Origin of the sequence: Streptococcus sp. 27098_8_82 (genome assembly GCF_041431615.1) — a bacterium.
In the GTDB taxonomy this organism is placed as follows: domain Bacteria; phylum Bacillota; class Bacilli; order Lactobacillales; family Streptococcaceae; genus Streptococcus; species Streptococcus sanguinis_K.
This window is the reverse complement of the sequence record NZ_JAPVYB010000002.1, coordinates 516,451-540,963: the sequence shown is the minus strand read 5'-3', so window position 1 is coordinate 540,963 and position 24,513 is coordinate 516,451. Positions and strand designations below refer to the sequence as shown.

Here is a 24,513-nt window from a genome sequence, read left to right as displayed (position 1 = left end):
GTTGCGATGAAATATATGACAGTCGGGAATGAACTGAAAGAAGCCAGTCAGCTGATTTTGGGTTGCATGCGACTGGCAGAGCATGATACTAAAGAGGTCGTTTCCGTTCTTGAAACAGCATTAGAAGTGGGAATTAATTTCTTTGACCACTCAGATGTTTATGCTGGTGGCCAGTCTGAAGCCAAGTTTGCGCAGGCTCTTCGCTCGGCTAAGATTCCCCGGGACCGAGTTCTCATCCAGTCCAAGTGCGGACTGCGGGATGTTCACACCAACTACCATTTTGACTTTTCTAAGGATTATATCATCAGCTCGGTTGAAGGCAGCTTGGAGCGCTTGCAGACAGACTATCTGGATGTGCTCCTCCTGCACCGGCCAGATGCTCTTGTGGAGCCGGAAGAGGTGGCTGAAGCTTTCTCACAGCTGCACCAAGCTGGGAAGGTCCGCTATTTCGGAGTCAGCAATCAAACCCCTTATCAAATGGAGCTGCTTCAGAAGAGTGTGGAGCAGCCCTTGATTGCCAACCAACTGCAGTTTGGTCCAGCCCATACTCCGATGCTGGACGCTGGGCTCAATGCCAATATGCTCAATCCTTTGGCAATCGTTCGGGATGGTAGTGTACTGGACTATTGTCGATTGCATCATATCACGATTCAGCCTTGGTCACCATTTCAGGTCGACTTGAACCAGGGACTTTTTATGGAGCATCCTAAATATGCTCAGCTTACAGAAACTCTGCATGCCTTTGCATCAGACTATAAAGTTTCTTTTGAAGCCTTAGTTCTCGCTTGGATTTTGCGTCATCCGGCACAAATGCAGCCGATTGTTGGCTCCATGAATCCACAGCGAATTCGCTCAATGGTGGCTGCTTTTGATATTGAACTCTCTAGGGCTGATTGGTATAAGATTTACAAGAGCGCGGGGAATCCTCTGCCCTAAGCTTGTTTTTGCAGGGAGATTATTTGTTATTCAGAATCAATGAAGGTTAAGAGCAGTGAATTAGTCTGCTTGCTTTATTGATTAAGCTCGACTCTGCACCTTATGAAAGGAGAATGATATGAATAATAAGTTTTCTTGGCAAGCCCTAGCAAAATCTACTTCTGCTGCTAAGTATGGGAGCAGCTTGCTGCTATGTGCTTCCCTCTTGTCCTTAGCAGCTTTGACAGCTGTCTCAAGAGTTGAAGCAGAAGATGTTGCGCCTGCCCCTGCCGCAGTAGCTGAAACGCCGGCTTCTCCAGCAGCGCAAGCAAGCCCCGAGGCTGAAAATCCAGCTGTAGCTGAACCCCAAGCAGCTCCTGCAAATCAGGCCGAATCAGCTGCAGCCGCTAGCGAGTTGCCAGCCAGTCAGGTCATGTCCGATGAGCAGAAGCAGCGCGCCATTGCTCAGATGGGAGCCAATCAAGGGGATGTCTGGGTTTGGTCGGAGGAAAATGTCGTTGAAGAAAATGGGGAGCGTCAAAAGCGCGGTCCTAATGGCGGTCCTGGCCAATTTAATGGCGGAGCCGTCGTGTTAGGCGGCCGTCCGACTTATGACCCAGCGGCTGATTGGTACTACCTTGCATATAAAGGCGAAGGGATGACTGACGAAGAAGCGAAGGCTGTCTTTGACAAGGAACGTGGCAAATGGATGAATGAATTTGATCCTTGGGGCGTTGTGATGGAAATGACGGACAATAAGGCCAGCAATGCTTGGGCGGATATTCGTAACATGCAGGCTTTCGTGCTCCGGAAGGACTCCAATGTCTGGGAGAAAATTGTGGATCACCCTCAAGGAGTTCAATGGGTTTCTCAATTCAAGGGAAATATGTCCAGCAACGTAGGAGATGCACGGCAGGAAGCCTTGGCTGGCGGGGGAACAGCTATTGAGGTATTACCTAAGCAGGATCGGGTTGCCCACTGGGGCTCTGATCAGGCCCGTGATATTCCAAATCCTCAAACCATTCGGGCTGTTTTAGTTTCCGTAGAAGCTCGTATTTCTGAAAAATCTGACCCAGATGCCAAGCTTGGTATTCAAGTTGGCGGTGACTGGAAATTTGCTGAAGAAGTGAGCAAGCCGCTCTGGTATCCAGGAGCTGGTCTGGCTGGTATTCAGCGACTGACCAAGGATTGGGCTCGTTACTATTTTGTCAGCCTCACTGGTATTCAAGATGCAGTCGAAGAAAGGGCCATTTCACAAGATGTATTTATGAAGAGTATCGTGCCGCTGGCCGATATGGAGCAGGTCGCCCAAAATCAAGCTCAGCAGCCAACCCCTGCAAGGCCTGATCCAAAGGGTAGCCAAGCGGAAAATCTGACCTACAAAGCAAGCGGCCAGAGGGACCCTCAAGCAACGTCTCAAGAGCCAACTCTTCAGCAAGCTTCTTCCAAACAACTGCCTAAGACCGGCAGCCAAAGCAGTCTATTGGCCAATCTGCTTGGACTCGGGCTCTTAGGACTGGGAGCTGGCTTCCTTGGCCTGAAGAAAAAATCTTAGTTTTGCAAGCTAGAGAAAAAAATAATCTACAAAAAAGCAACAGCAGATTCTAGCTGTTGCTTTGTGTTTGGTTTAGGTTTTGCACGACAGGCTGTTCGAAATTAGGTACTTGCGCAACCTGCTCGGCAAGCGGACTGCAGACAGGCTCTTGGTATTTTTGAGTAAAGCGGCATCTTGGGAAGTTGGAGCAGCCCCAAAATTTCTGACCAACCCTAGAACCTTTGGATGCTGTACGGAGCACCAATCCATGCTGGCAGCGAGGGCAGATCTTTTCTGCTTCTCTACGTTGTTTATTCTGAGCAATGCTGTTAATATGGCGCTCTTTGATGACCTGCTTTCGCTTAGTCAGGGGCAGGAGCATACGATAGAGGTCGTCAATCTGCTCGGGCGACAGGCAGACTTGACTTTGGCAGGCCTGCTGGTTGATTGCCCCAATCACTTGCCAGGTCTGAATAACCTTATGCCTGTCACTCTTTAGATGGATTTCCTTAAGCTGACAGTCATTGCCAAAGACGATATAGGAATATAGATTTGGCGTGTATTGGTTGAGATAGTAGCTGAGCCATCTGAGATGGACTTTATTTTGAATAATGGGATTGAAAAAAGAATGCTTGTAAGATTTTCCGCGGCCACCAGAAAGAACCTGAGTCCAGTATTGCTGATTTTCTGAGCCGAAAATCCAGCCCTTGTAGTTTTTGGACTCAAAAATGTAAATTCCAGATGGATGAATCAGCAGGGCATCAATCTCAATGGTAGTGCCATCTTCTTTGAAGATATAGAGATTGTACAAAATCTTTTTGTAGCCATAGAGTTGGTTCAAGACCTGACCAAGCTGGTACTCTCCCTGTTTTCCCTTGTTGTATTTGAGTTCCCAAGGGGCAGTCTGGGTTTGCTGGAAATAGTCAGGCTCTGGGCTTTGGCTGGACGACCAATCCGAGTCCGTATCTTCTCGGTCTTCGAGTAGCTTATAACTGATAAAAAAGACGATGCCAAAGACAGCCACAAATGCAACGAAAAAGAATCCAAACATTTCCTAATCTCCCTTAAAATCCCTAATTCGAGTATAGCACAAAATAAAGGACGGAAGATTTTTATAAGTGTAAAAACAAGATAATTAAACAATGGTTATAAATGTGTCTAAAAAACGGAAACTACCCTTTAAAAACTTATTTTCCAAAAACACCTCACAAACCTAAAAAATCATGTATAATAAAAAGACAGGAAAAGAATAGGAGTTATCATGTCTCAGGAATTAATCAGTGTTATCATCCCTGTTTACAATGTTGAGCAGTATTTAGCAGAATGTGTGAACAGCGTCTGTCGTCAGACCTATAAAAATCTGGAAATTATTCTAGTCAATGATGGTTCAACAGATGCTTCTGGTCAGATTTGCCAAGAGCTAGCTGATCAGGATGCGAGGATTCGTCTCATTTATCAGGACAATCAAGGTTTGTCCGGTGCCCGCAACACAGGGATTGAGCACTCCAGTGCAGACTATTTGATTTTTGTGGATTCGGATGACTGGCTGCCTGAGCAGCATGTTGCCCGCCTCTATGAAAAGCTCAAGGAGTATGATGCGGACATTGCCATTGGTCACCACTGTAGTTTCCGTGCTGAGGATTCAGCCTTCCTCTACTATTCGACAGAGCATTTTGAAACCCTCTATACGCGAGAAGAAATAATCGAGGAGTACCCTAGACGGCGCATGCTAGACGGTGTCTTTCTCTGTGCCTGGGCCAAGCTCTATAAACGTAAGCTCTTTGATACAGTGCGCTATCCAGTCGGCCGAGTGGCTGAAGATGCCTTCACGACTTATAAGCTTTACCTTCAGTCAGAGAAGATTATCTACCTCAATGAACCGCTCTATTACTATCGCTTGCGTCCAAATAGCATCTCCATGACTTGGAATGAGCAGTGGTTCCGAGACCTGATTGTAGGTTTTGAGGAGCAGCTAGCTATTCTAGGTAAGCTAGGCTATGACCTGAGCTTCTACTACAAATACTACACCTTCCTGCTCCAGTATTGTCGCGACAGCGCTGCAGCCGTCGGTATGCAGTCCAGTCTGGTCTATCAGGAAATTGAAAGCAAACTCAAACTATTTGGAGAATAAATAAAACAAGCCACCTTTCAACCGCAGGGCTAAGAGTGCGGCTTGTTTTTTTTTAGTGTTTGAAAATTAAAGACTAAAAATAACAATTAATGTCATGCTTCAAAAAGACATCTTGGTATTCAAATAAGTCTTCAGGATGCAGGGCCTTGACATCTTCCATGGCATACTTTCGACCGAGTAATTTGTATTTATTTTCGCCAAATTGATGGAAAGGCAACAGCTGGACTTGATTGATGGATAGTTCATTAAACAAAGTCGCAAACCGCTCTGCATCTTCTAAAGAGTCATTAAAATCTGGAATGACAGGAATGCGCAGAACAATCGTCTTTTGATGAGTAAAGGCGTAGTGGATATTCTGAACAATTAATTCGTTTTTTACTCCAGTCACCTTGCGGTGGTTGACAGAGTTATAATGTTTCAGGTCTGTATAGATAAAATCAACGTACTGGATGAGATCCACGAATTTTTCATGTTCTACAAAGGCAGTTGTTTCGATAGCGGTATGAATCCCTTTTTCCTTAGCCGCTTTGAGAATGGCCTTGGCAAATTCAAACTGGGCGAAAATCTCTCCGCCAGATAAGGTTAGGCCACCGCCAGATTCTTCATAAAAATCTCTGTCCTTTAGGACTTCGTTGATAATCTCCTCGACACTTCTTTCCTCCCCCATAGTGATGCTTTTTTTGGTAGTAGCATCCAGCATAGGCTCGGGTCTGAATTGCTGTGATTCTGGATTAGAGCACCAAGGGCAGCGTAGAGGACAGCCCTTGAGGAAAACCGTTGTACGAATCCCTGGTCCATCATGAATACTGAAATGTTGGATGTTGAAAATAATTCCTTTTGTTGTTTCCATACTCAGGCCTCCTTTGGATACAATCATTATAACTTATTTTAGAAAGAAAAACAATTACGAATGAAAGTTATTTTTATTTTATTTTTAAGGCGCCTTTTGTTACAATAATAGCAGAGGTGATAGAATGGAACGTTTAGATGAAATTGTTAAATTAGTATCTGAATTTGAACGAATCGATGTCAATACTTTGTCTGACCGCTTAAAAGTGTCCAAAGTAACGATTCGCAAGGACTTGGATAAGCTGGAAACCAAAGGTCTGTTGCGCAGAGAGCATGGCTATGCTGTTTTAAATAGCGGCGATGATCTGAATGTCAGGCTTTCCTTTCATTATGATACCAAGCGCCGAATTGCCCAGGAAGCAGCAAAAATCGTTCAGGATAATGAAACCATTATGATTGAATCAGGTTCGACCTGTGCCTTGCTAGCTGAGGAAATCTGCCGGACGAAGAAGAATGTCAAGATTATTACCAATTCTTATTTTATTGCGGATTATATAAAACAAACTGATTCTTGTAAAATTATCTTACTGGGCGGAGAATTTCAGAAAGATTCTCAAGTGACAGTAGGGCCTCTTCTCAAGGAAATGATTCGGTTTTTCCACGTAGAACATGCTTTTGTCGGAACAGATGGCTATGATGAAAATCTAGGCTTTACAGGCAAGGATCTGATGCGGAGTGAGGTTGTGCAGTATATGTCAGAGGCATCTGACCGGATGATTGTCTTGACGGACTCAAGTAAGTTTACCAGAAAAGGTACGATTAAGAGATTTGGCTTCAAGCAGATTGCTCAAGTGGTGACTGACAAGGCGATTCCGAAAGAGGCTGTTGAGCGCTTGAAAGCTGCCGATATCAAGCTGACTCTGATCTAGCAGAGAAGGAGATAAGATGAAAAATGAAAGAAAAAAACTATTGGCAAAAATTGCTTATCTCTACTATATCGAAGAAAGAAGCCAGTCTGACATTGCGGCTGAGACAGGGATTTATCGCACCACCATCAGCCGAATGCTGGCAGAAGCGAAAAAAGAGGGCATTGTAAAGATTGAGATTGAAGACTTCGATACCCGCTTGTTCCATTTGGAAAACTATGTAAAAGAAAAATACGGGCTCAAGGGAATCGAAATTGTCAGTAACTTAGTAGATGAATCTCCAGCAGACCTGGAAGAGAGGTTGGCTCAAGCTGCTGCGGGTATACTGCGCAGCCTGATTAAAGACAATGATAAAGTGGGATTTTCTTGGGGCAAGAGCTTGAGCCTTTTAGTAGAGCACTCTAGCAGCAAGCATTTGACAAATGTCCATTTCTTTCCTTTGGCTGGTGGTCCCAGTCATATCCATGCACGCTACCATGTGAATACCCTCATCTATAGCATGGCTGGAAAATACCATGGGGACTGCCGTTTTATGAATTCCACGATTATTCAGGAGAATGAGCAACTGACAAATGGAATATTGGCGTCTAAATATTTTGAAGATCTGAAAAGCAGCTGGCAGGAGCTGGATGTGGCTGTGGTTGGTATTGGCGGGCAGGTTGACACGAGAAATCGTCAATGGCTGGACATGCTGACTTCAGAGGATTTTCTTGCTCTAGAGAGTCAGGATGCTGTCGGAGAAATCTGCTGTCGCTTCTTTAATAAAAAAGGGGAGATGGTCTACCAGCATTTGCAAAATAGAACGATTGCCATCTCTTTGGAAAATTTGAAAAAAGTGCCGCTTAGTTTGGCCTTTGCCTATGGCAGTCAAAAATCTGCTGCTATCTTAGCGGTGTTGCGAGCTGGCTATGTCAATCATTTGGTTACGGATGAAGCGACGATTCTAAAAATGCTAGACTTGGACGGAGAAAGGAGTTTCCTCACTTCTTGATAGTAGCGGCATCTCAGGTGCAAGAGATTTCCAAAACTAAATTTAGGAATCCTATTTTTTAATACTGAATTAGCACTTATGTATGGAGGTGGATTCTTGATTTGAAAAAGCCAATGAAACGAAAATTGACTAGTTTAGCCACAGGGGAGCTAGTCGCTGTGCTAGTATTTTGGATGAATTTTTTCCTTCTCAAAAAATGGATTCTTACTACTGGAGCTTTAATTTCTATTTTTTTCTCCTTGTTTGTACTGAGTTTTATTTTGATACAGGGCTCGGTTTTCTGGTGGATTTTGATAAAAAGGATTTCCAATCCACGATTTGCTGAAAGATATACAGGCAAGATTTACAGAATACTAAAGATCTTAGACCTTATTTTACTAGGTGTAGGGGCCCTGATAATTATGTTAAATTACAGTGAATTTCCCACATCCATAATCTTTTTAGCAATTTGGTTTTTTGCTGTCATCGAGTGGATTAATTATTTTAAATGGCAATTATCCTACAGTCTGAATCTTGCTGTTTTATTGAAATACATCCTCCAGAGGAAATTGCGGAAAAGTAAAATAGCAAAGGAAATTGAGAAGGCCGTATAAAAAGATAAGTTTCGGTTTCTTAAAATAGCATATATGAGGAAGTAGAAGCAAATAGCTGCTGCTTCTTTTTTTGTGCCGAATCTGCTTATCGTTATTAATCTAATAGAATGCCTTTGAATCGCAGATGAATACAGCTGTACAGAACTGTCCTTTATGGGGGGAGTTTTTATTCTGCACAAATGTGCAAAATAATTTAAATAAGCTAATTTGTTCTATAATGTATTGACGGACTGAGATAAAGGTGATACATTCTAGTTACAAACAAAAATAAATCACTTTCAAACAAAAGAACAGGTTTTTGTTAATTATAAAGATAGGAGCGAATGTAACATATGGAAATGATTGTAGCAGATCAAATTATCATGGGTCTTATCTTAGACGCTGGTGATGCCAAGCAGCATATTTATAAAGCTTTATCACTAGCTAAAGATGGTAAGTTTTCAGAATGCGATGAGCAGATTGAGCTGGCAGATAAGGCGCTGTTAGAGGCCCATAACTTGCAGACCAAGTTCCTAGCTCAGGAAGCTGGAGGAACGAAAACAGAGATTACAGCGCTGTTTGTTCATTCTCAAGATCATTTGATGACCAGCATTACGGAGATTAATCTCATCAAGGAAATCATCGACTTGAGAAGAGAATTACAAGGGAAAAAATGAATCATCAGGAGGATGAAAAGATGGTTAAGATTGGTTTATTTTGCGCGGCAGGTTTTTCAACAGGCATGTTGGTCAACAATATGAAGATAGCTGCAGCTGAAAAAGGGATGGAAGCTGAGATTGAAGCTTACTCTCAGGCTAAGTTGGCTGATTATGCAGCGGATCTGGATGTCGCTTTATTGGGCCCGCAGGTAGCCTATACTCTGGACAAATCTACAGCTATTTGCGAAAGCTGCCATACTCCGATTGCAGTTATTCCGATGGCTGATTACGGTATGCTAGATGGCGAAAAAGTGTTAAACCTCGCTTTGAGTTTGTTGGATAAACATTAAAATCAAGGAGCTTCGTTATGTCTAAAGTGGATACTCAAAAAATCATTGCGCCGATTATGAAGTTTGTCAATATGCGCGGGATTATCGCCTTAAAAGACGGTATGTTGGCAATTTTGCCTCTTACAGTTGTGGGAAGTCTATTCTTGATTGTAGGGCAATTGCCGTTTGAAGGTCTAAATCAAGCCATTGCTGGTGTGTTTGGGGCTGACTGGACAGAACCGTTTATGCAGGTTTATTCAGGAACCTTTGCCATTATGGGGCTGATTTCTTGTTTTTCAATCGGCTATTCTTATGCCAAGAACAGCGGTGTAGAGCCTCTGCCGGCAGGGGTGCTGTCTCTTTCTTCTTTCTTTATCCTTTTGAAATCCTCCTACATACCAGAAAAGGGTGAGGCGATTGCAGATGCGATTGCCAAGGTCTGGTTTGGCGGACAAGGAATCATTGGAGCCATTCTCATTGGTCTGGCAGTTGGCAGTATCTATACGATTTTTATTCAAAAGCATATTGTCATCAAAATGCCAGAGCAGGTTCCGCAAGCGATTGCCAAGCAGTTTGAAGCCATGATTCCAGCTTTCGTTATTTTCTTGCTATCAATGGTTGTTTACATTATTGCCAAGATAGCGACTGGTGGCGGTACCTTTATTGAGATGATTTACGATGTCATTCAGGTGCCTTTGCAAGGTCTGACGGGCTCTCTGTATGGAGCTATCGGTATTGCTTTCTTCATTTCTTTCTTATGGTGGTTTGGCGTTCATGGGCAGTCTGTTGTCAATGGTGTCGTAACAGCTTTGCTACTGTCAAATCTAGATGCCAATAAGGCCCTGCTTGCTGCAGATAAGTTGTCTGTCAGTCAAGGCGCTCATATTGTGACCCAGCAATTTTTGGATAGTTTTCTTATCTTATCGGGATCCGGTATCACTTTTGGAGTGGTCGTAGCCATGCTCTTTGCTGCCAAGTCCAAACAGTATAAGGCTCTGGGGAAAGTTGCTGCTTTCCCGGCAATCTTTAATGTCAACGAGCCAGTTGTCTTTGGTTTTCCGATTGTGATGAATCCGGTCATGTTCCTGCCCTTTGTTTTGGTTCCGGTTCTGGCTGCTTTGATTGTCTACATGGCGATTGCAGTCGGCTTTATGCAACCATTCGCAGGTGTGACTTTGCCTTGGAGTACACCGGCTATCATTTCTGGATTTATGGTCGCTGGCTGGCAAGGGGCAGTCATTCAAATTGTCATCTTAGCCATGTCCGCCTTTGTCTATTTCCCATTTGTGAAGTTTCAGGATAAGATTGCCTACAATAACGAGTTGAAAAATGAAGAATAATCTGATTTTGATGGATAAAAACACAAAAGTTTCTTGGCTCAGATGGCACAAATGTGCAAAAAATCTTTAATTCAGTAATCGCCTATAAATGATTGAATTCTAGGATTTTGCATGTTACAATAGTTACGAAAGAAATAAATTAAATTTCATAAGAAAGGTCGTGACCAAATGATCCAAGTAAAAGAAGTAGAAAAAACAACAATAAAAACAGACTATTTTGGCAGCTTAACAGAACGTATGAATAAATATCGGGAAGATGTTTTAAATAAAAAGCCCTATATTGATGCAGAGCGTGCTGTCTTAGCTACCAAGGCTTATGATAAGCATAAGGAAAAACCAAATGTGTTGAAACGTGCTTACATGCTCAAAGAGATTTTGGAAAATATGACGCTTTATATCGAAGATGAAACGATGATTGTCGGCAATCAGGCTTCATCTAATAAAGATGCGCCTATTTTCCCAGAGTACACTTTAGAGTTTGTACTCAATGAACTAGATCTTTTTGAGAAGCGGGACGGAGACGTCTTCTACATCACAGAGGAAACCAAAGAGCAGCTCCGCAGTATTGCTCCTTTCTGGGAAAACAATAACCTCCGTGCTCGAGCAGGGGCTCTACTTCCAGAAGAAGTTCAGGTTTATATGGAAACTGGCTTCTTTGGCATGGAAGGAAAGATGAACTCTGGGGACGCCCACTTGGCGGTCAACTATCAAAAACTCTTGGCCTATGGACTGAAAGGTTTTGAAGAAAAAGCTCGCGCAGCTAAGGAATCCTTGGATTTGACCGATCCGGCTAGTCTTGACAAATACCACTTCTATGATTCCATTTTCATCGTAGTAGATGCTGTGAAAGCTTATGCGGAGCGTTTTGTTGCTTTGGCCAATCAGCTGGCTGAAAAAGCAGAGCCTAAGCGCCGTCAGGAGCTCTTAGAAATCGCTAGAATCTGTTCTAAAGTGCCATACGAGCCAGCATCAACCTTTGCTGAAGCTGTTCAGTCTGTTTGGTTTATCCAGTGTATCCTTCAGATCGAGTCCAACGGACATTCACTCTCTTATGGACGCTTTGACCAGTACATGTATCCTTATGTCAAGGCAGATTTGGAAGCTGGTCGTGAGACAGAGGCTAGCATTGTAGAACGCTTAACCAATCTCTGGATTAAGACGATTACCATTAATAAAGTGCGCAGCCAGGCTCACACATTCTCATCTGCGGGCAGTCCCCTTTATCAAAATGTGACAATCGGTGGCCAAACGAGAGATAAGAGAGATGCAGTCAACCCACTTTCCTACCTTGTGTTGAAATCTGTAGCTCAAACTCATCTTCCTCAGCCGAATCTGACTGTTCGCTATCATGCAGGCTTAGATGCTCGCTTTATGAATGAGTGTATCGAAGTCATGAAGCTTGGTTTCGGTATGCCGGCTTTCAATAATGATGAAATCATCATTCCGTCCTTTATCGCCAAAGGCGTTTTAGAAGAAGATGCTTACGACTACAGTGCTATCGGCTGTGTGGAAACTGCTGTGCCTGGTAAATGGGGCTACCGTTGTACAGGCATGAGCTATATGAACTTCCCTAAGGTGCTCCTGATTACTATGAACGATGGGATTGATCCAGCATCTGGCAAGCGCTTTGCGCCAAGCTTCGGTCACTTTAAAGATATGAAGAGCTTTGCTGAGCTGCAAACGGCTTGGGACAAGACCTTGCGCCATTTGACCCGCATGAGTGTTATCGTGGAAAATTCTATCGACCTGTCTCTTGAAAGAGAAGTGCCGGATATCCTCTGCTCAGCTTTGACAGATGACTGTATCGGACGCGGTAAGCATTTGAAAGAGGGCGGAGCTGTCTATGACTATATTTCCGGTCTTCAAGTCGGTATTGCCAATCTATCAGACTCACTGGCGGCTATCAAAAAGCTGGTCTTTGAAGAAGGCAGGCTGACTCCGGCTGAACTCTGGCATGCACTTGAAACGGACTATGCAGGTGAGCGTGGTAAAGAAATTCAAGAGATGCTGATTCATGATGCACCGAAATATGGTAATGATGATGATTACGCAGATAAGCTAGTGACAGATGCTTACGATATTTATGTGGATGAAATCGCTAAATATCCAAATACCCGCTATGGCCGCGGTCCAATTGGCGGTATCCGCTACTCAGGAACATCTTCTATTTCAGCCAATGTTGGTCAAGGTCGCGGTACTTTGGCGACACCAGATGGCCGCAATGCCGGAACACCGCTCGCTGAAGGCTGCTCTCCATCCCACAATATGGACAAGAATGGCCCGACCTCTGTATTAAAATCTGTTTCCAAATTGCCGACAGATGAAATCGTAGGAGGCGTTCTGCTCAATCAAAAAGTCAATCCTCAGACCCTGTCTAAGGAAGAAGATAAAGTGAAACTTATTGCCTTGCTTCGTACATTCTTTAACCGTCTGCATGGCTATCATATCCAATACAATGTCGTTTCTCGGGAAACCTTGATTGATGCTCAGAAGCATCCTGAAAAACACCGCGATTTGATTGTTCGCGTTGCAGGCTACTCTGCTTTCTTCAATGTGCTTTCCAAGGCGACGCAAGATGATATTATTGGACGTACGGAGCACACATTGTAAAAGAGGTCCAATTTATGGAATTCATGCTTGATACCTTAAATTTAGAGGAGATAAAAAAATGGTCGGAAGTCCTCCCTTTGGCGGGAGTGACTTCCAATCCGACCATCGCAAAAAAAGAAGGAAAAATAGACTTCTTCGAACGGATTCGCGCTGTTCGGGAAATCATAGGAGAAGGTCCATCTATCCATGTGCAGGTTGTTGCCAAGGATTATGAGGGAATCTTGAAAGATGCTGCTGAAATTCGAAAAAAATGCGGCGATGCTGTCTACATTAAAGTTCCGGTCACACCGGCTGGACTGGCAGCTATCAAAACTCTTAAACCAGAAGGTTACAAGATTACAGCGACAGCCATTTATACAACCTTTCAAGGGCTATTAGCCATTGAAGCAGGGGCTGACTATCTTGCTCCTTACTATAACCGCATGGAAAATCTCAATATTGATTCAGATGCTGTCATCAGCCAGTTGGCTCAGGCGATTGAGCGGGATCATTCCGCCAGCAAAATATTGGCAGCTTCCTTTAAGAATGTTGGACAAATCAATCGTGCTTTTGCTGATGGGGCTCAAGCTATTACAGCAGGACCAGATATCTTTGCAGCAGCCTTTGCCATGCCGTCTATCGCTAAGGCGGTAGATGACTTTGCTGCTGACTGGTCAGCAATTCACAGTCAGGAATACATTTAAAAGGCATATTTAATGCTCTATTTATGAATAAATGAAAGAGGTGTTCTATGAGAATTTTTGCAAGCCCGTCTCGTTATATTCAGGGAGAAAATGCCCTGTTTGAAAATGCGAAACAGATTCTTCAATTAGGAAGCCATCCAGTCTTGCTTTGTGATGATGTGGTTTACCAGATTGTTGGGGAGAAATTCAATGACTACCTTACACGTTATGGCTTTCATGTGCTGCATGTCGCTTTTAACGGAGAAGCTTCTGACGCTGAAATAGAACGGGTCGTTGCTTTGGCTGAAAAAGACGGAGCAGACCTGGTTATTGGTCTAGGCGGTGGAAAAACCATTGACAGTGCGAAGGCCATTGCGGACATACTAGGATGTCCTGTGGTCATTGCGCCAACCATTGCCTCTACAGATGCTCCAACCTCAGCACTTTCTGTTATCTATACAGAAGATGGCGCCTTTGAAAAGTATATTTTCTATAGTAAAAACCCTGAACTCGTCTTGGTGGATACGAAAGTGATTGCTGGAGCGCCAAAACGGCTTCTGGCTTCTGGGATTGCAGATGGTTTAGCGACTTGGGTAGAGGCGCGTGCTGTCCAGCAGAAAAATGGCACTACCATGCTGGGACAAAGACAGAGCTTAGCTGGTGTGGCAATTGCGAAGAAGTGTGAAGAAACACTGTTTGCAGATGGCCTGCAGGCTATCGCAGCCTGCGAAGCGAAAGTCGTGACCCCAGCTCTGGAAAATATCATTGAAGCCAATACCCTTCTCAGCGGCGTCGGCTTTGAGAGCGGCGGTTTAGCGGCAGCCCATGCTATCCACAACGGCTTTACAGCTCTTACAGGCGATATTCATCACTTGACCCACGGCGAAAAAGTTGCCTATGGAACTTTGACCCAGCTCTTATTAGAAAACCGACCTAAAGAAGAATTGGAAAAATATATTCGCTTCTATCAAAAGATTGGTATGCCGACAACTCTGAAAGAAATGCATTTAGAAAATGCCAGCTATGAAGATTTGCTCAAAGTTGGTCAGCAAGCGACGATTGAGGGCGAAACCATCCATCAGATGCCATTTGAGATTTCAGCTTCTGACATTGCAGGTGCCATCCTAGCAGTCGACCAATATGTCAGGGATTTGGATAAATAAAAGCAAAATACAAAACAAGCCACCTTCCAACCGCAGGGTTGACAGCGTGGCTTGTTTTTTGGTGGAGAGTCCCTTTGGCTGATGTGTCTGGCAGTTATGAAATTCCGTCTTTCAAAATCCCTTGAAAATGGTATAATAGAAACAGTACAAAAAATGGAGAAAAGAATGGCTTATTATAATCACAAAGAAATCGAACCCAAGTGGCAGAAATATTGGGCAGAGCACCATACATTTAAGACAGGTACGGATAAGGACAAGCCTAACTTTTATGCGCTGGACATGTTTCCTTACCCATCAGGAGCGGGGCTCCATGTAGGGCATCCGGAGGGCTACACGGCGACAGATATCCTCAGCCGCTACAAGCGAGCTCAGGGCTATAATGTCCTGCATCCTATGGGCTGGGATGCCTTTGGTCTGCCGGCTGAGCAATACGCCATGGATACAGGCAATGACCCAGCTGATTTTACAGCGGAAAACATTGCCAACTTTAAGCGTCAAATCAGCGCTCTTGGCTTCTCCTATGACTGGGACCGGGAGGTCAATACAACTGACCCTAATTATTACAAGTGGACCCAGTGGATTTTCACCAAGCTTTACGAAAAAGGCCTGGCTTATGAAGCTGAGGTGCCAGTAAACTGGGTGGAAGAGCTGGGAACGGCTATTGCCAATGAGGAAGTTCTGCCAGACGGCACATCTGAGCGCGGCGGCTACCCAGTCGTTCGTAAACCTATGCGTCAGTGGATGCTGAAAATCACAGCCTATGCAGAACGTCTGCTCAATGACTTGGAGGAGCTGGATTGGCCTGAGTCTATCAAGGATATGCAGCGCAACTGGATTGGTAAGTCAACCGGTGCCAATGTAACCTTCAAGATTAAGGGTACAGACAAGGACTTCACTGTCTTTACGACTCGTCCGGATACCCTTTTTGGTGCGACCTATGCTGTTTTGGCTCCGGAGCATGCTCTCGTTGATGCCATTACAAGTGCAGAACAAGCCCAAGCAGTTGCAGACTACAAACACGCAGCCAGTCTCAAATCTGACCTTGCTCGGACTGATTTGGCTAAGGATAAAACTGGTGTCTGGACAGGAGCTTATGCCATCAATCCTGTCAATGGCAAGGAAATCCCAATCTGGATTGCCGACTATGTGCTTGCAAGCTACGGAACAGGTGCTATCATGGCCGTTCCTGCGCATGACGAGCGCGACTGGGAGTTTGCTAAGCAATTTAATTTGGAGATTATTCCTGTTTTAGAGGGGGGCAATGTTGCTGACGCTGCTTATACAGAGGACGGTCCGCATATTAACTCTGGCTTCCTAGATGGCTTAGACAAGGCTGCCGCTATTGAAAAGATGGTTGCTTGGCTGGAAGCAGAAGGTGTCGGAAACGAAAAAGTCACCTATCGTCTGCGCGACTGGCTCTTTAGCCGTCAGCGCTACTGGGGTGAGCCGATTCCAATCATTCATTGGGAAGATGGGACTTCAACTGCTGTCCCTGAAAATGAACTGCCACTTGTTCTGCCTGTAACCAAGGATATCCGCCCTTCTGGTACCGGTGAAAGCCCTCTGGCCAATCTGACTGACTGGCTGGAAGTGACTCGGGAAGATGGTGTCAAAGGACGCCGTGAAACCAACACCATGCCTCAATGGGCTGGTTCCAGCTGGTATTACCTGCGTTACATCGACCCGCACAATAATGAGAAGTTAGCAGACGAAGACTTGCTCAAGGCCTGGCTGCCAGTAGACATTTACATCGGTGGTGCAGAGCATGCTGTGCTCCATCTTCTCTACGCTCGTTTCTGGCACAAGTTCCTCTATGATATTGGAGTGGTTCCGACCAAAGAGCCTTTCCAAAAACTCTTTAACCAAGGGATGATTCTGGGGACTAGCTACCGTGATAGTCGCGGTGCTCTAGTGGCGACAGACAAGGTGGAAAAACGCGATGGTTCTTTCTTCAACATCGAAACTGGAGAAGAGCTGGAGCAGGCGCCTGCTAAGATGTCTAAGTCTCTGAAGAATGTGGTCAACCCAGACGATGTAGTGGAGCAATATGGTGCCGATACATTGCGTGTCTATGAAATGTTCATGGGGCCGCTGGATGCGTCTATCGCTTGGAGCGAGGAAGGGTTAGAAGGCAGCCGCAAGTTCCTGGATCGGGTCTATCGTCTTCTTAACTCAAAGGAGCTTGTCTCTGAAAATAGCGGAGCTTTAGACAAGGTCTACCATGAAACAGTCAAGTCTGTCACAGAGCAGATTGAGGAGCTCAAGTTTAACACAGCCATTGCCCAGCTCATGATCTTTGTCAATGCAGCCAACAAGGAAGAAAAGCTCTATGTCGAATATGCCAAAGGCTTTATCCAATTGCTGGCACCTTTTGCACCGCACTTGGCTGAAGAACTCTGGCAGGTAGTAGCTCAAACAGACCAGAGCATTTCCTATGTAGCTTGGCCAACTTATGACGAAAGCAAGCTGGTCGAGGCAGAGGTTGAAATCGTAGTTCAAATCAAGGGTAAAGTTCGTGCTAAGTTAGTCGTAGCGAAGGACCTGAGCCGAGAGGAACTGCAGGAAATCGCCCTGGCAGATGAGAAAATCAAGTCTGAAATCGCCGACAAAGAAGTTGTAAAAGTCATTAGCGTACCAAATAAACTTGTTAATATCGTTGTGAAATAATCAGTTTGTTTATTGCATTTGCAGGAGATTTCAATCAAGTCTGCATTAGACAACAAATGCTATTGCTATCAAATACAAAGAAGACCTTGAGAAAATTCTCTCAAGGTCTTTTGTTAGAACAATTCCCAATTAGGTCTTGAGAATTTCTTAGTCTGTTTCATATAAAAATGAGTAAAATGAATTTCCATTGCTAAGGTCATCAGAGTTGCGATAGCAATGACGATGGTTGGGCTGGCTGAAAAAAGGGATGAAAAGGCCAATCCGAGAAGGAAGATTCCTGCTTGGAACCCATAAAAGGACTTGTTATAGCGGAGGTAACTCTTGTTGAAGCGACCATTTGACAAGACCGCAGCTTGGAAGAGCCCGATACCAGTATAGAAGAAGCTAGTCGCAAAGAGGTGATGGGCTTCAGGGTTTACCAAGAAACTCATAGACACAGTGACCATAATTAAGCCGATAAAAATCGGATAGTGGCTATAAATTAGGAAGATTCCTTTATTCTCCCCTTTCTCATCAATGGCATGGTCAAACTGACCAAAGTAGTTCATAAAGAGGTTCACCATGATGATGAAGTAAAGGATAGAATGGATGGAGAAATGTTCAAGGGTAAAGAAATCAGCTAGTCCCATAATCATCTCACCAAAAGTGATGATAACTAAAAGCGAAATGCGTTCAATCAGGTGGGGCAGGTTGATTTGAAAATGGGAAACTTTTCGAGTCAATAGGACGGGCATGATAAAGGTCAGGAAAATCCCAGTCATGTAGACATGAATCCCAAGATGAATTGGTAAGAGAGCAGCCAGATAGACTAGGACGGTTCTGAGACCGGTCATCCAAAGAAATCCTTTGATACTTTTACGATTGGCAGAGCTTGTAGATTTTCGAAGATATTCAACCAGATATTGGAAAAATAAGGTCAAGGTCAGTGTCCCAATCGTCCAGCAGAAGGTATGGAAATAGGACTGCCAGTCATTGGTAATCATGTTTGATATCAAGAGCAGCATGGCCATATTGACGAACATGACGACCATATTGAAAAGAGAATTCTTTCCGTAACGATTCGTGTAGACGGTCTGAATCATCCAAGAATTGACCAGAACTAGAAGTGACATCAGGAAGCCGAAGATAGCATCTGGGGATAGAACCCCATGATGAAGATGATGGATGAGGGCAGTTGTTTTGGAAATCGCATAGACAAAAACCAAGTCATAAAAAAGCTCGCTAAATTCCACCCGTTTGTGTTTGATGAGATTTGTCATTGTAAGACCTTTCGTGCTAATTTCTAACAATTTATTATAACAGAAAATGGGTATCAAGAGATACAAGTAAACTAGCAAAACTAAAAAAGTGGCCTAAACCACTTTTATTATCTTTTGATTAGAAATTTTGATGGCAAACAGATTGACTGGGAATTTTTTGCAATAGCCGCTTTAAAAGCAAGTGTGCCAAGTTGGTAAGAATAGTTGTCAATGCTGGGGATATTGAGCAGTTTCCCGGACAACTGACTGGTTTGACTGACAATGAGTGGCGGTTCTATACCAGCTTTTTTATAGAATTCTAGTAGTCCGACTGCTAAGTCATCGCTATTAGAAACAATGCAGTCTAAACCTTTTTGCATACACAGCTTTTCAAAAATCCATCCTGCATCCTCATATCTCATTAATCCCCCAAAAGTTACATACTCCACGCCCTTGAAAATTTCCTCAAAGACTGATAGGGTTTCACGAAAAGTGGGACTGATTGGACTGTTTCGAGAGAATAACAAAGCTATTTTCTGGGGATTATGCTTCTGAATCCATTTAAAGAGAGCTTGATATCCAGGTTTTCGATCCACTGAGATAGAAATTAACTCAGGTAAGTCTGTTTCTTCCAGACAAACAATGGAGCCATATTTTCGGTATCTAGCGATGGTCTGTATATCAATAGCCCGAGAAGTAAAGATTAGTGCATCAAAAGCATTGCTCCGTAGCTGTTCCAGATAGGCTTTCTCAGCTTCTATGCTGTAGTCTGATGGCAAAAATAGGAGCTGGTAATGACTCTCTAGGGCTGCGTCTAGCAACCCCTTTATCAATTCAGTAAAGTAGGTATGCCGAACATGAGGCACTACAACACCGATTTTTCGAGTATGGCCGGCACTTAAGTCTCTAGCAATCTGACTAGGGCTATAATCTAGTTCTTTTATAATAGCTGAAATTGTTTCGGCAGCTTCTTGTGAGACATAACCTGATTTGTTGATGTAGCGAGAAACAGTTGAGATAGAATAGCCAGATTGTTTGGCGATGTCGCGTATGGAAACCATAGTGCCCCCTTTCTTTATACACTATACCAAATGATAGGAGTTGTTGGCAAGCTTGTACTTACAGGAGAAAGTGATGGATACCATAGCCAACGCCATCTTCATCGTTAGTTTTGGTAATGAGACTGACTTTGTCTTTGATTGCTTGACTAGCATTTTCCATTGCAATACTCAGTCCAACCCGTTCAAACATAGGGAGATCGTTGTGACCATCGCCGAAGGCGACTAGTTCTTTTTTATGTAGCTTTTCTTCTTTGATTATATAGTCAATTCCAACTGATTTTTTAGCTTTTTTGTGAGTAATTTCTAGATAGAAGTCACCAGCTTGCTGTATAGAAACATTTGGAAGATTTAATTCTTCGAGTTTAGCTTTTAATGCTCTCATTTCGTTTCCATCAAAAGTGATGAGCATAATTTTAAAAATGCTTGTTTGAACTTTTAGGTATTGCTCCTCCCCGATAATAGTTGCCTCTAGTCTGGTCAATTGTTGCTCATAGTCGATTCCATTGTCCATTTTATAGGTATACCAGTTTTCTAAGTCATAGTAAGATTGACTTAAGTGAGGAAAATGCTGGTTGATAAAGTTGACTAAATAAGTGGAATCATTTCTTTCTAAAGCTTGCTGATGCAGGATCTTGATTTGATTTTGCTTGTAGGTATAAATCAATCCACCATTGAAACCAATCTGGGGGCCATTCAGTTCTAATTTATTAATGGCCTCTTTCATTTCCATAGGTGCACGTGCGGAAACCAAGGTGAAGGGAAGATTGGCCTGAGAAATAAGTTTAGCATTACTGTCAGTCAGTCTGCCTTGGCTATTCAATAGCGTTCCATCCATATCGCAAAAAATACGTTTGATTGTCATATTATGAACCTCCGTTTGGTGTTTTTCTAAAGTATATCCTGTGGAACGCGTTCCATGTCAATGATTTTTTTAAAAATTTTACAAGATATTGCAATTCGAGTATTTGACCGGTTAAAAATGATATAGTAGAAGAAATACTCTTGCTTATGTCGTAAATTGTCATTCCGTTGTCATAATTTATCATTTACTTGTCGCTTCCTGTATCGTATAATAGCCTCATCAATCAAATGAAACAAAAGAGGAAATAAACATGTCAAACAAAAAAGTTATCTTAGTCACAGGCGCTTCATCAGGTATCGGCTACCAAACTGCTGAACAACTTGCTAAAGAAGGTCATATTGTCTATGGCGCTGCCCGCCGTGTGGATGCCATGAAACCACTTGAAGCCTTTGGCGTGACACCAGTTCGTTTGGATATTACAGATGAAGTTAGCATTAAAGAAGCTCTCAATCTCATCATCAAGAAAGAAAATCGTATCGATGTCTTAGTCAATAATGCTGGTTACGGATCCTATGGTGCAGTTGAAGATGTAACGATTGAAGAAGCTAAGATGCAGTTCGAAGTCAATATCTTTGGTCTAGCTCGCTTGACACAACTCGTTCTTCCTTATATGCGTAACCAAAAATCAGGTCGCATTATTAATGTGGGCTCAATGGGTGGTCGTTTGACATCCTACTTTGGTGCTTGTTATCATGCGACCAAATATGCTCTCGAAGCTTTTTCAGATGGTCTTCGTATGGAAGTGGCTGATTATGGCATTGATGTCTCTATCATCGAACCAGGCGGTATTAAAACGGACTGGGGCTTCATCGCTGCTGACAAACTGGCCGAATCAGCTAAAGGTGGTGCTTATGAAGTAGCAGCCACCAAGGCAGCAGAAGGGATGCGTAAACAATACTCTGGCAATATGATGTCAAATCCTAAAGTTATTTCAAACGCTATTTCAAAAGCAGTCAACAGCCATCGCCCTAAAACCCGCTACTTAGTAGGTATGGGAGCTAAACCTTTGGTATTCTTGCATGCTATCTTGCCAGATCGTTGGTTTGATGCCCTCATGAAGCGGGCTTCTTAAGAGAAAAAGGAGAAACCCTATGCGTCTGAATCTCAGTCAGCAATATATTGATAATTTGAAATTGATTGGCTTAGATCTGAATATGATTTTGGAACTGGCTAATCTTCCAGATACCACCTGGAAGGAAGAGATGAATCTCTCAACTCTGGACTATTACCATCTTTTGATGGCTTTTGACAAAGTCGCTAATGATGAGCAGATTATCGCCATGAGCCGTATCAAGGACATTCAGATGTTTATGCCGCCTTTCTTTGCGGCTCTTTCATCGAAAAATGGCCTCGCAGCGATTGAGCATTTTGCCAAATACAAGAAAATCACAGGTCCTATTATCGTCAGCATTGAGACCTCTGAGGATTTAGTCCGTGTCAGCTATCGCTATGATTATCCAGAGCTTGACTTGCCTTGTTTCGCCGTTCTCAATGAACAGCTTTTATTGGTGGATTTGATTCGTACAGGGGCGGGAGAAAACATCGTTCCCGTACACGTGGGCACTCCTTATACTTATGGAGAAGCGAGTCTTACGGTATTTGGCTGTCACGTCGAACAAATGGAGGGCAATGAAGTTGTCTTTAAAAAGTCAGATTTGAAGAAGCCATTCCTGACAGCCAATAATGTCATGTTGGACTACCTAGAGCCCCAACTTAAGGAGCGTTTGGCAGAAGCTACGACGAGTGAAAGTTTCACAGGACTTGTCCAGCAAAAACTCTACCAGGCCATCCCAAGTGGTGCCTTTGGTATTGAGGATATTGCAGCGACCCTTGGCATTAGCAGCCGAACCTTGCAACGAAATCTGACGGCAGAAGGGACCAAGTTTAACCAGGAATTGCAAAATGTGCAGAAGATTCTAGCCTTTGGTTACTTCAAAAATCCTGACATGACAACGGATGATGTAGCCTATTTGCTTGGTTATTCGGAAGTATCTTCCTTCTCACGAGCCTTTAAAAAGTGGACAGGAAAGACGATATCGGAGTATCGAGAAGAGATTCAGAAACACTCCTAAAATCAGAGATATTTTTTATAAGCATCAGATAATATCATCTGGTGTTTTTATTTTTTTAAAGAATTTCAACTTTTTTCTTGACAAGTGAGTGAACACTCACTATAATAGCTCTTGTGATTTAAAAAGTGAGTATACACTCACCTAGGAGGAAGCATATGAAAAAATTGCTACATTTACAAGATTTGGATAAGTCTTTTGGTCGTCAAATGGTTTTGAATCATGTCAGCTTTGAGTTGCAGCCAGGAGAAATTATAGGCTTAATTGGTCCGTCTGGTGCTGGTAAATCAACTATGATTAAGACCATGTTAGGGATGGAAAAAGCTGATGGAGGGGTTGCTTTGGTATTGGATCATACTATGCCCAATCGTCATATTTTAGGAGATATTGGTTATATGGCCCAGTCAGATGCATTATATGAGGCTTTGTCAGGTCAAGAAAATCTGGAATTTTTTGGTCAGCTAAAAGGGCTACCCAAAAGAGATCTGACAGTTGAAATTGCCCATGTGGCTCAAGTTGTGGATTTGACAGAGCATTTGAATAAAACAGTATTCGGTTATTCTGGAGGAATGAAACGACGTTTATCTCTGGCCATCGCACTTCTGGGGAATCCTCAGCTCTTGATTTTAGATGAGCCAACAGTTGGGATTGATCCTTCTCTGCGTAAGAAAATTTGGAAAGAGTTAATCACTCTAAGAGACAAAGGAGTAGGAATCTTGGTGACAACTCACGTCATGGATGAAGCGGAGTTGACGGATAAGGTAGGCTTACTCTTAGGAGGAGAAATCATTGCTTTTGATACACCGAAGAATCTCAAAGAGAGTTACAATGTTTCAAGTATTGAAGAAGTATTTTTGAAAGCAGAAGGAGAGTAAGATGAGAACCATTGCTATTGCTAAAAAAGTTATCAAAGAATTACTTCGTGACAAACGAACCTTGGCTATGATGTTTGTAGCGCCGGTATTTATTATGTGGTTGATGAACCTCATGTTTTCAGCTAGTACAACCGTGAATGTCAAGTTAGCGACACAAGATCTACCAACTAGTTTGGTAACGAAAATGGATGAGCTCGATCATGTGGACGTTGAGACTTATCAAGGCTTAGATCAAGCCAAAGAAGCACTAGCTAATGAGAAAGTCGATGCTGTGATTTCTTATAAAGACTGGGAGTATCAGGTAGACTACGCAAACACAGATGCCTCCAAAACATCTATGATACGACAGGTGTTACGAACAAGTATCGCCAGTGAGGGCACCGATCAGTTACTATCTCGTGTCAAACAAGCTCTTCCACAATTGGACTCGGACACAAAAACACCAGAAATCAAGGAATCTTACCAGTATGGAGATGAAAATACAAGCTTCTTTACCAGTATGATTCCTGTTTTGATAGGCTTTGTGGTCTTCTTCTTTGTCTTTTTGATTTCTGGTATGGCTCTTTTGAAAGAGCGCACAAGTGGAACCTTGGATCGCTTGTTAGCAACTCCAGTGAAACGTTCTGAAATCGTCTATGGTTATATGCTATCTTATGGGCTGATCGCCATTCTTCAAACGGCAGTTGTTGTCTTAGCAGCTATTTGGCTACTTGATATTGAAGTTGTTGGAAGTTTAATAAATGTTATAATAGTTAATGTCATACTGGCTCTTGTAGCACTGGCGTTTGGGATTCTTTTGTCTACCTTAGCAAAATCAGAATTCCAGATGATGCAATTTATTCCTCTCGTCATTATGCCTCAACTCTTTTTCTCAGGGATTATTCCTTTGGAATCAATGGGATCTTGGGCTCAAACGATTGGAAAATTCTTACCATTGACCTATTCTGGTGATGCTATGAGACAGATTATTCTTTACGGACATAATCTTGGAGACATTTTGCCTAATCTCGGTATCTTACTGATTTTCCTTGTCGCTTTGACAATCCTTAATATTGTAGGTTTGCGTCGTTACCGTAAAGTTTAAAGCTGAAGATAAAAAATACTAAAAAGGTGAGCAGTT

22 protein-coding genes are annotated in these 24,513 nt (G+C 43.1%); 17 read left to right on the top strand and 5 right to left on the bottom strand.

Annotated elements, in window-relative coordinates:
• Nucleotides 1-6 precede the first annotated feature (6 nt).
• Entirely contained in the window at nucleotides 7-936 is a 930-nt protein-coding gene (locus O3627_RS05920; protein ID WP_125382124.1) for an aldo/keto reductase family oxidoreductase, read from the top strand.
• Nucleotides 937-1,054: 118 nt separating this feature from the next.
• Nucleotides 1,055-2,470 carry an LPXTG cell wall anchor domain-containing protein gene (locus tag O3627_RS05915; protein WP_371621314.1) on the top strand — a complete coding sequence of 472 codons (1,416 nt, stop codon included), beginning with the start codon at nucleotides 1,055-1,057 and terminating at the stop codon, nucleotides 2,468-2,470.
• A 49-nt stretch (nucleotides 2,471-2,519) separates the two neighbouring features.
• Here O3627_RS05915 and O3627_RS05910 read toward each other — a convergent pair whose 3' ends face one another.
• The gene (locus tag O3627_RS05910; RefSeq protein ID WP_371621313.1) at nucleotides 2,520-3,500 is read right to left on the bottom strand and encodes an NERD domain-containing protein; all 981 of its coding nucleotides are present in this window, start codon (nucleotides 3,498-3,500) and stop codon (nucleotides 2,520-2,522) included.
• A 210-nt stretch (nucleotides 3,501-3,710) separates the two neighbouring features.
• Between O3627_RS05910 and O3627_RS05905 the strand changes: the two genes are divergently transcribed.
• Entirely contained in the window at nucleotides 3,711-4,580 is an 870-nt protein-coding gene (locus O3627_RS05905; RefSeq protein WP_125408759.1) for a glycosyltransferase family 2 protein, read from the top strand.
• 73 nt (nucleotides 4,581-4,653) lie between these two features.
• Here O3627_RS05905 and O3627_RS05900 read toward each other — a convergent pair whose 3' ends face one another.
• Nucleotides 4,654-5,430 (bottom strand): glycyl-radical enzyme activating protein, encoded by a 777-nt coding sequence (locus O3627_RS05900; protein ID WP_032913016.1) that lies wholly within the window; start codon nucleotides 5,428-5,430, stop codon nucleotides 4,654-4,656.
• Nucleotides 5,431-5,554: 124 nt separating this feature from the next.
• Between O3627_RS05900 and O3627_RS05895 the strand changes: the two genes are divergently transcribed.
• The 10 genes from O3627_RS05895 (at nucleotide 5,555) to leuS (ending at nucleotide 17,288) form a co-directional block, all read left to right on the top strand.
• The gene (locus O3627_RS05895; protein WP_125336325.1) at nucleotides 5,555-6,298 is read left to right on the top strand and encodes a DeoR/GlpR family DNA-binding transcription regulator; all 744 of its coding nucleotides are present in this window, start codon (nucleotides 5,555-5,557) and stop codon (nucleotides 6,296-6,298) included.
• Nucleotides 6,299-6,314: 16 nt separating this feature from the next.
• Nucleotides 6,315-7,286: a sugar-binding transcriptional regulator gene (locus O3627_RS05890; RefSeq protein ID WP_343092064.1), complete on the top strand. Its 972-nt coding sequence runs from the start codon at nucleotides 6,315-6,317 to the stop codon at nucleotides 7,284-7,286.
• A gap of 101 nt (nucleotides 7,287-7,387) precedes the next feature.
• Nucleotides 7,388-7,879: a hypothetical protein gene (locus O3627_RS05885; protein ID WP_343092063.1), complete on the top strand. Its 492-nt coding sequence runs from the start codon at nucleotides 7,388-7,390 to the stop codon at nucleotides 7,877-7,879.
• Nucleotides 7,880-8,211: 332 nt separating this feature from the next.
• Complete coding sequence (locus O3627_RS05880; protein WP_343092062.1) at nucleotides 8,212-8,535, top strand: PTS lactose/cellobiose transporter subunit IIA; 324 nt, start codon at nucleotides 8,212-8,214, stop codon at nucleotides 8,533-8,535.
• A gap of 20 nt (nucleotides 8,536-8,555) precedes the next feature.
• On the top strand, nucleotides 8,556-8,867 hold the full coding sequence (locus O3627_RS05875; protein ID WP_343092061.1) for a PTS sugar transporter subunit IIB: 312 nt from the start codon (nucleotides 8,556-8,558) through the stop codon (nucleotides 8,865-8,867).
• A gap of 17 nt (nucleotides 8,868-8,884) precedes the next feature.
• Nucleotides 8,885-10,186, top strand: coding sequence for a PTS sugar transporter subunit IIC (locus O3627_RS05870; RefSeq protein WP_002911151.1), 1,302 nt, complete (start codon nucleotides 8,885-8,887; stop codon nucleotides 10,184-10,186).
• A gap of 168 nt (nucleotides 10,187-10,354) precedes the next feature.
• Nucleotides 10,355-12,796 carry a glycyl radical protein gene (locus tag O3627_RS05865; protein WP_049539554.1) on the top strand — a complete coding sequence of 814 codons (2,442 nt, stop codon included), beginning with the start codon at nucleotides 10,355-10,357 and terminating at the stop codon, nucleotides 12,794-12,796.
• Between the two features lie 14 nt (nucleotides 12,797-12,810).
• The gene (locus O3627_RS05860) at nucleotides 12,811-13,479 is read left to right on the top strand and encodes a fructose-6-phosphate aldolase (protein WP_049539551.1); all 669 of its coding nucleotides are present in this window, start codon (nucleotides 12,811-12,813) and stop codon (nucleotides 13,477-13,479) included.
• 47 nt (nucleotides 13,480-13,526) lie between these two features.
• Nucleotides 13,527-14,621: a glycerol dehydrogenase gene (locus O3627_RS05855; protein WP_125382117.1), complete on the top strand. Its 1,095-nt coding sequence runs from the start codon at nucleotides 13,527-13,529 to the stop codon at nucleotides 14,619-14,621.
• Between the two features lie 165 nt (nucleotides 14,622-14,786).
• Nucleotides 14,787-17,288, top strand: a complete 2,502-nt coding sequence (leuS, locus tag O3627_RS05850; RefSeq protein ID WP_142998779.1) for a leucine--tRNA ligase — start codon at nucleotides 14,787-14,789, stop codon at nucleotides 17,286-17,288.
• Between the two features lie 113 nt (nucleotides 17,289-17,401).
• Here leuS and O3627_RS05845 read toward each other — a convergent pair whose 3' ends face one another.
• The 3 genes from O3627_RS05845 to O3627_RS05835 all read right to left on the bottom strand — a co-directional run bounded on the left by O3627_RS05845 (nucleotide 17,402) and on the right by O3627_RS05835 (nucleotide 20,449).
• Nucleotides 17,402-18,547 carry a low temperature requirement protein A gene (locus O3627_RS05845; protein WP_125382113.1) on the bottom strand — a complete coding sequence of 382 codons (1,146 nt, stop codon included), beginning with the start codon at nucleotides 18,545-18,547 and terminating at the stop codon, nucleotides 17,402-17,404.
• A 107-nt stretch (nucleotides 18,548-18,654) separates the two neighbouring features.
• Complete coding sequence (locus tag O3627_RS05840; protein ID WP_125382111.1) at nucleotides 18,655-19,587, bottom strand: LacI family DNA-binding transcriptional regulator; 933 nt, start codon at nucleotides 19,585-19,587, stop codon at nucleotides 18,655-18,657.
• A 58-nt stretch (nucleotides 19,588-19,645) separates the two neighbouring features.
• Nucleotides 19,646-20,449, bottom strand: a complete 804-nt coding sequence (locus O3627_RS05835) for a Cof-type HAD-IIB family hydrolase (protein ID WP_125382110.1) — start codon at nucleotides 20,447-20,449, stop codon at nucleotides 19,646-19,648.
• A gap of 250 nt (nucleotides 20,450-20,699) precedes the next feature.
• Here O3627_RS05835 and O3627_RS05830 point away from each other — a divergent pair, with 250 nt between their 5' ends.
• The 4 genes from O3627_RS05830 (at nucleotide 20,700) to O3627_RS05815 (ending at nucleotide 24,477) form a co-directional block, all read left to right on the top strand.
• On the top strand, nucleotides 20,700-21,521 hold the full coding sequence (locus O3627_RS05830; protein ID WP_185756100.1) for an oxidoreductase: 822 nt from the start codon (nucleotides 20,700-20,702) through the stop codon (nucleotides 21,519-21,521).
• A gap of 19 nt (nucleotides 21,522-21,540) precedes the next feature.
• Complete coding sequence (locus O3627_RS05825; protein ID WP_343092059.1) at nucleotides 21,541-22,521, top strand: AraC family transcriptional regulator; 981 nt, start codon at nucleotides 21,541-21,543, stop codon at nucleotides 22,519-22,521.
• A 155-nt stretch (nucleotides 22,522-22,676) separates the two neighbouring features.
• Nucleotides 22,677-23,393 (top strand): ABC transporter ATP-binding protein, encoded by a 717-nt coding sequence (locus O3627_RS05820; protein WP_125382105.1) that lies wholly within the window; start codon nucleotides 22,677-22,679, stop codon nucleotides 23,391-23,393.
• 1 nt (nucleotide 23,394) lies between these two features.
• Nucleotides 23,395-24,477, top strand: a complete 1,083-nt coding sequence (locus O3627_RS05815; protein ID WP_125382104.1) for an ABC transporter permease — start codon at nucleotides 23,395-23,397, stop codon at nucleotides 24,475-24,477.
• Nucleotides 24,478-24,513: the final 36 nt, after the last annotated feature.

What these genes read in the sequence shown, in the direction of transcription:
- O3627_RS05920 (WP_125382124.1), top strand. Translation starts at nt 7, where the DNA reads ATGAAATATATGACAGTCGGGAATGAACTGAAAGAAGCCAGTCAGCTG.
- O3627_RS05915 (WP_371621314.1), top strand. Translation starts at nt 1,055, where the DNA reads ATGAATAATAAGTTTTCTTGGCAAGCCCTAGCAAAATCTACTTCTGCT.
- O3627_RS05910 (WP_371621313.1), bottom strand. Translation starts at nt 3,500, where the DNA reads ATGTTTGGATTCTTTTTCGTTGCATTTGTGGCTGTCTTTGGCATCGTC.
- O3627_RS05905 (WP_125408759.1), top strand. Translation starts at nt 3,711, where the DNA reads ATGTCTCAGGAATTAATCAGTGTTATCATCCCTGTTTACAATGTTGAG.
- O3627_RS05900 (WP_032913016.1), bottom strand. Translation starts at nt 5,430, where the DNA reads ATGGAAACAACAAAAGGAATTATTTTCAACATCCAACATTTCAGTATT.
- O3627_RS05895 (WP_125336325.1), top strand. Translation starts at nt 5,555, where the DNA reads ATGGAACGTTTAGATGAAATTGTTAAATTAGTATCTGAATTTGAACGA.
- O3627_RS05890 (WP_343092064.1), top strand. Translation starts at nt 6,315, where the DNA reads ATGAAAAATGAAAGAAAAAAACTATTGGCAAAAATTGCTTATCTCTAC.
- O3627_RS05880 (WP_343092062.1), top strand. Translation starts at nt 8,212, where the DNA reads ATGGAAATGATTGTAGCAGATCAAATTATCATGGGTCTTATCTTAGAC.
- O3627_RS05875 (WP_343092061.1), top strand. Translation starts at nt 8,556, where the DNA reads ATGGTTAAGATTGGTTTATTTTGCGCGGCAGGTTTTTCAACAGGCATG.
- O3627_RS05870 (WP_002911151.1), top strand. Translation starts at nt 8,885, where the DNA reads ATGTCTAAAGTGGATACTCAAAAAATCATTGCGCCGATTATGAAGTTT.
- O3627_RS05865 (WP_049539554.1), top strand. Translation starts at nt 10,355, where the DNA reads ATGATCCAAGTAAAAGAAGTAGAAAAAACAACAATAAAAACAGACTAT.
- O3627_RS05860 (WP_049539551.1), top strand. Translation starts at nt 12,811, where the DNA reads ATGGAATTCATGCTTGATACCTTAAATTTAGAGGAGATAAAAAAATGG.
- O3627_RS05855 (WP_125382117.1), top strand. Translation starts at nt 13,527, where the DNA reads ATGAGAATTTTTGCAAGCCCGTCTCGTTATATTCAGGGAGAAAATGCC.
- leuS (WP_142998779.1), top strand. Translation starts at nt 14,787, where the DNA reads ATGGCTTATTATAATCACAAAGAAATCGAACCCAAGTGGCAGAAATAT.
- O3627_RS05845 (WP_125382113.1), bottom strand. Translation starts at nt 18,547, where the DNA reads ATGACAAATCTCATCAAACACAAACGGGTGGAATTTAGCGAGCTTTTT.
- O3627_RS05840 (WP_125382111.1), bottom strand. Translation starts at nt 19,587, where the DNA reads ATGGTTTCCATACGCGACATCGCCAAACAATCTGGCTATTCTATCTCA.
- O3627_RS05835 (WP_125382110.1), bottom strand. Translation starts at nt 20,449, where the DNA reads ATGACAATCAAACGTATTTTTTGCGATATGGATGGAACGCTATTGAAT.
- O3627_RS05830 (WP_185756100.1), top strand. Translation starts at nt 20,700, where the DNA reads ATGTCAAACAAAAAAGTTATCTTAGTCACAGGCGCTTCATCAGGTATC.
- O3627_RS05825 (WP_343092059.1), top strand. Translation starts at nt 21,541, where the DNA reads ATGCGTCTGAATCTCAGTCAGCAATATATTGATAATTTGAAATTGATT.
- O3627_RS05820 (WP_125382105.1), top strand. Translation starts at nt 22,677, where the DNA reads ATGAAAAAATTGCTACATTTACAAGATTTGGATAAGTCTTTTGGTCGT.
- O3627_RS05815 (WP_125382104.1), top strand. Translation starts at nt 23,395, where the DNA reads ATGAGAACCATTGCTATTGCTAAAAAAGTTATCAAAGAATTACTTCGT.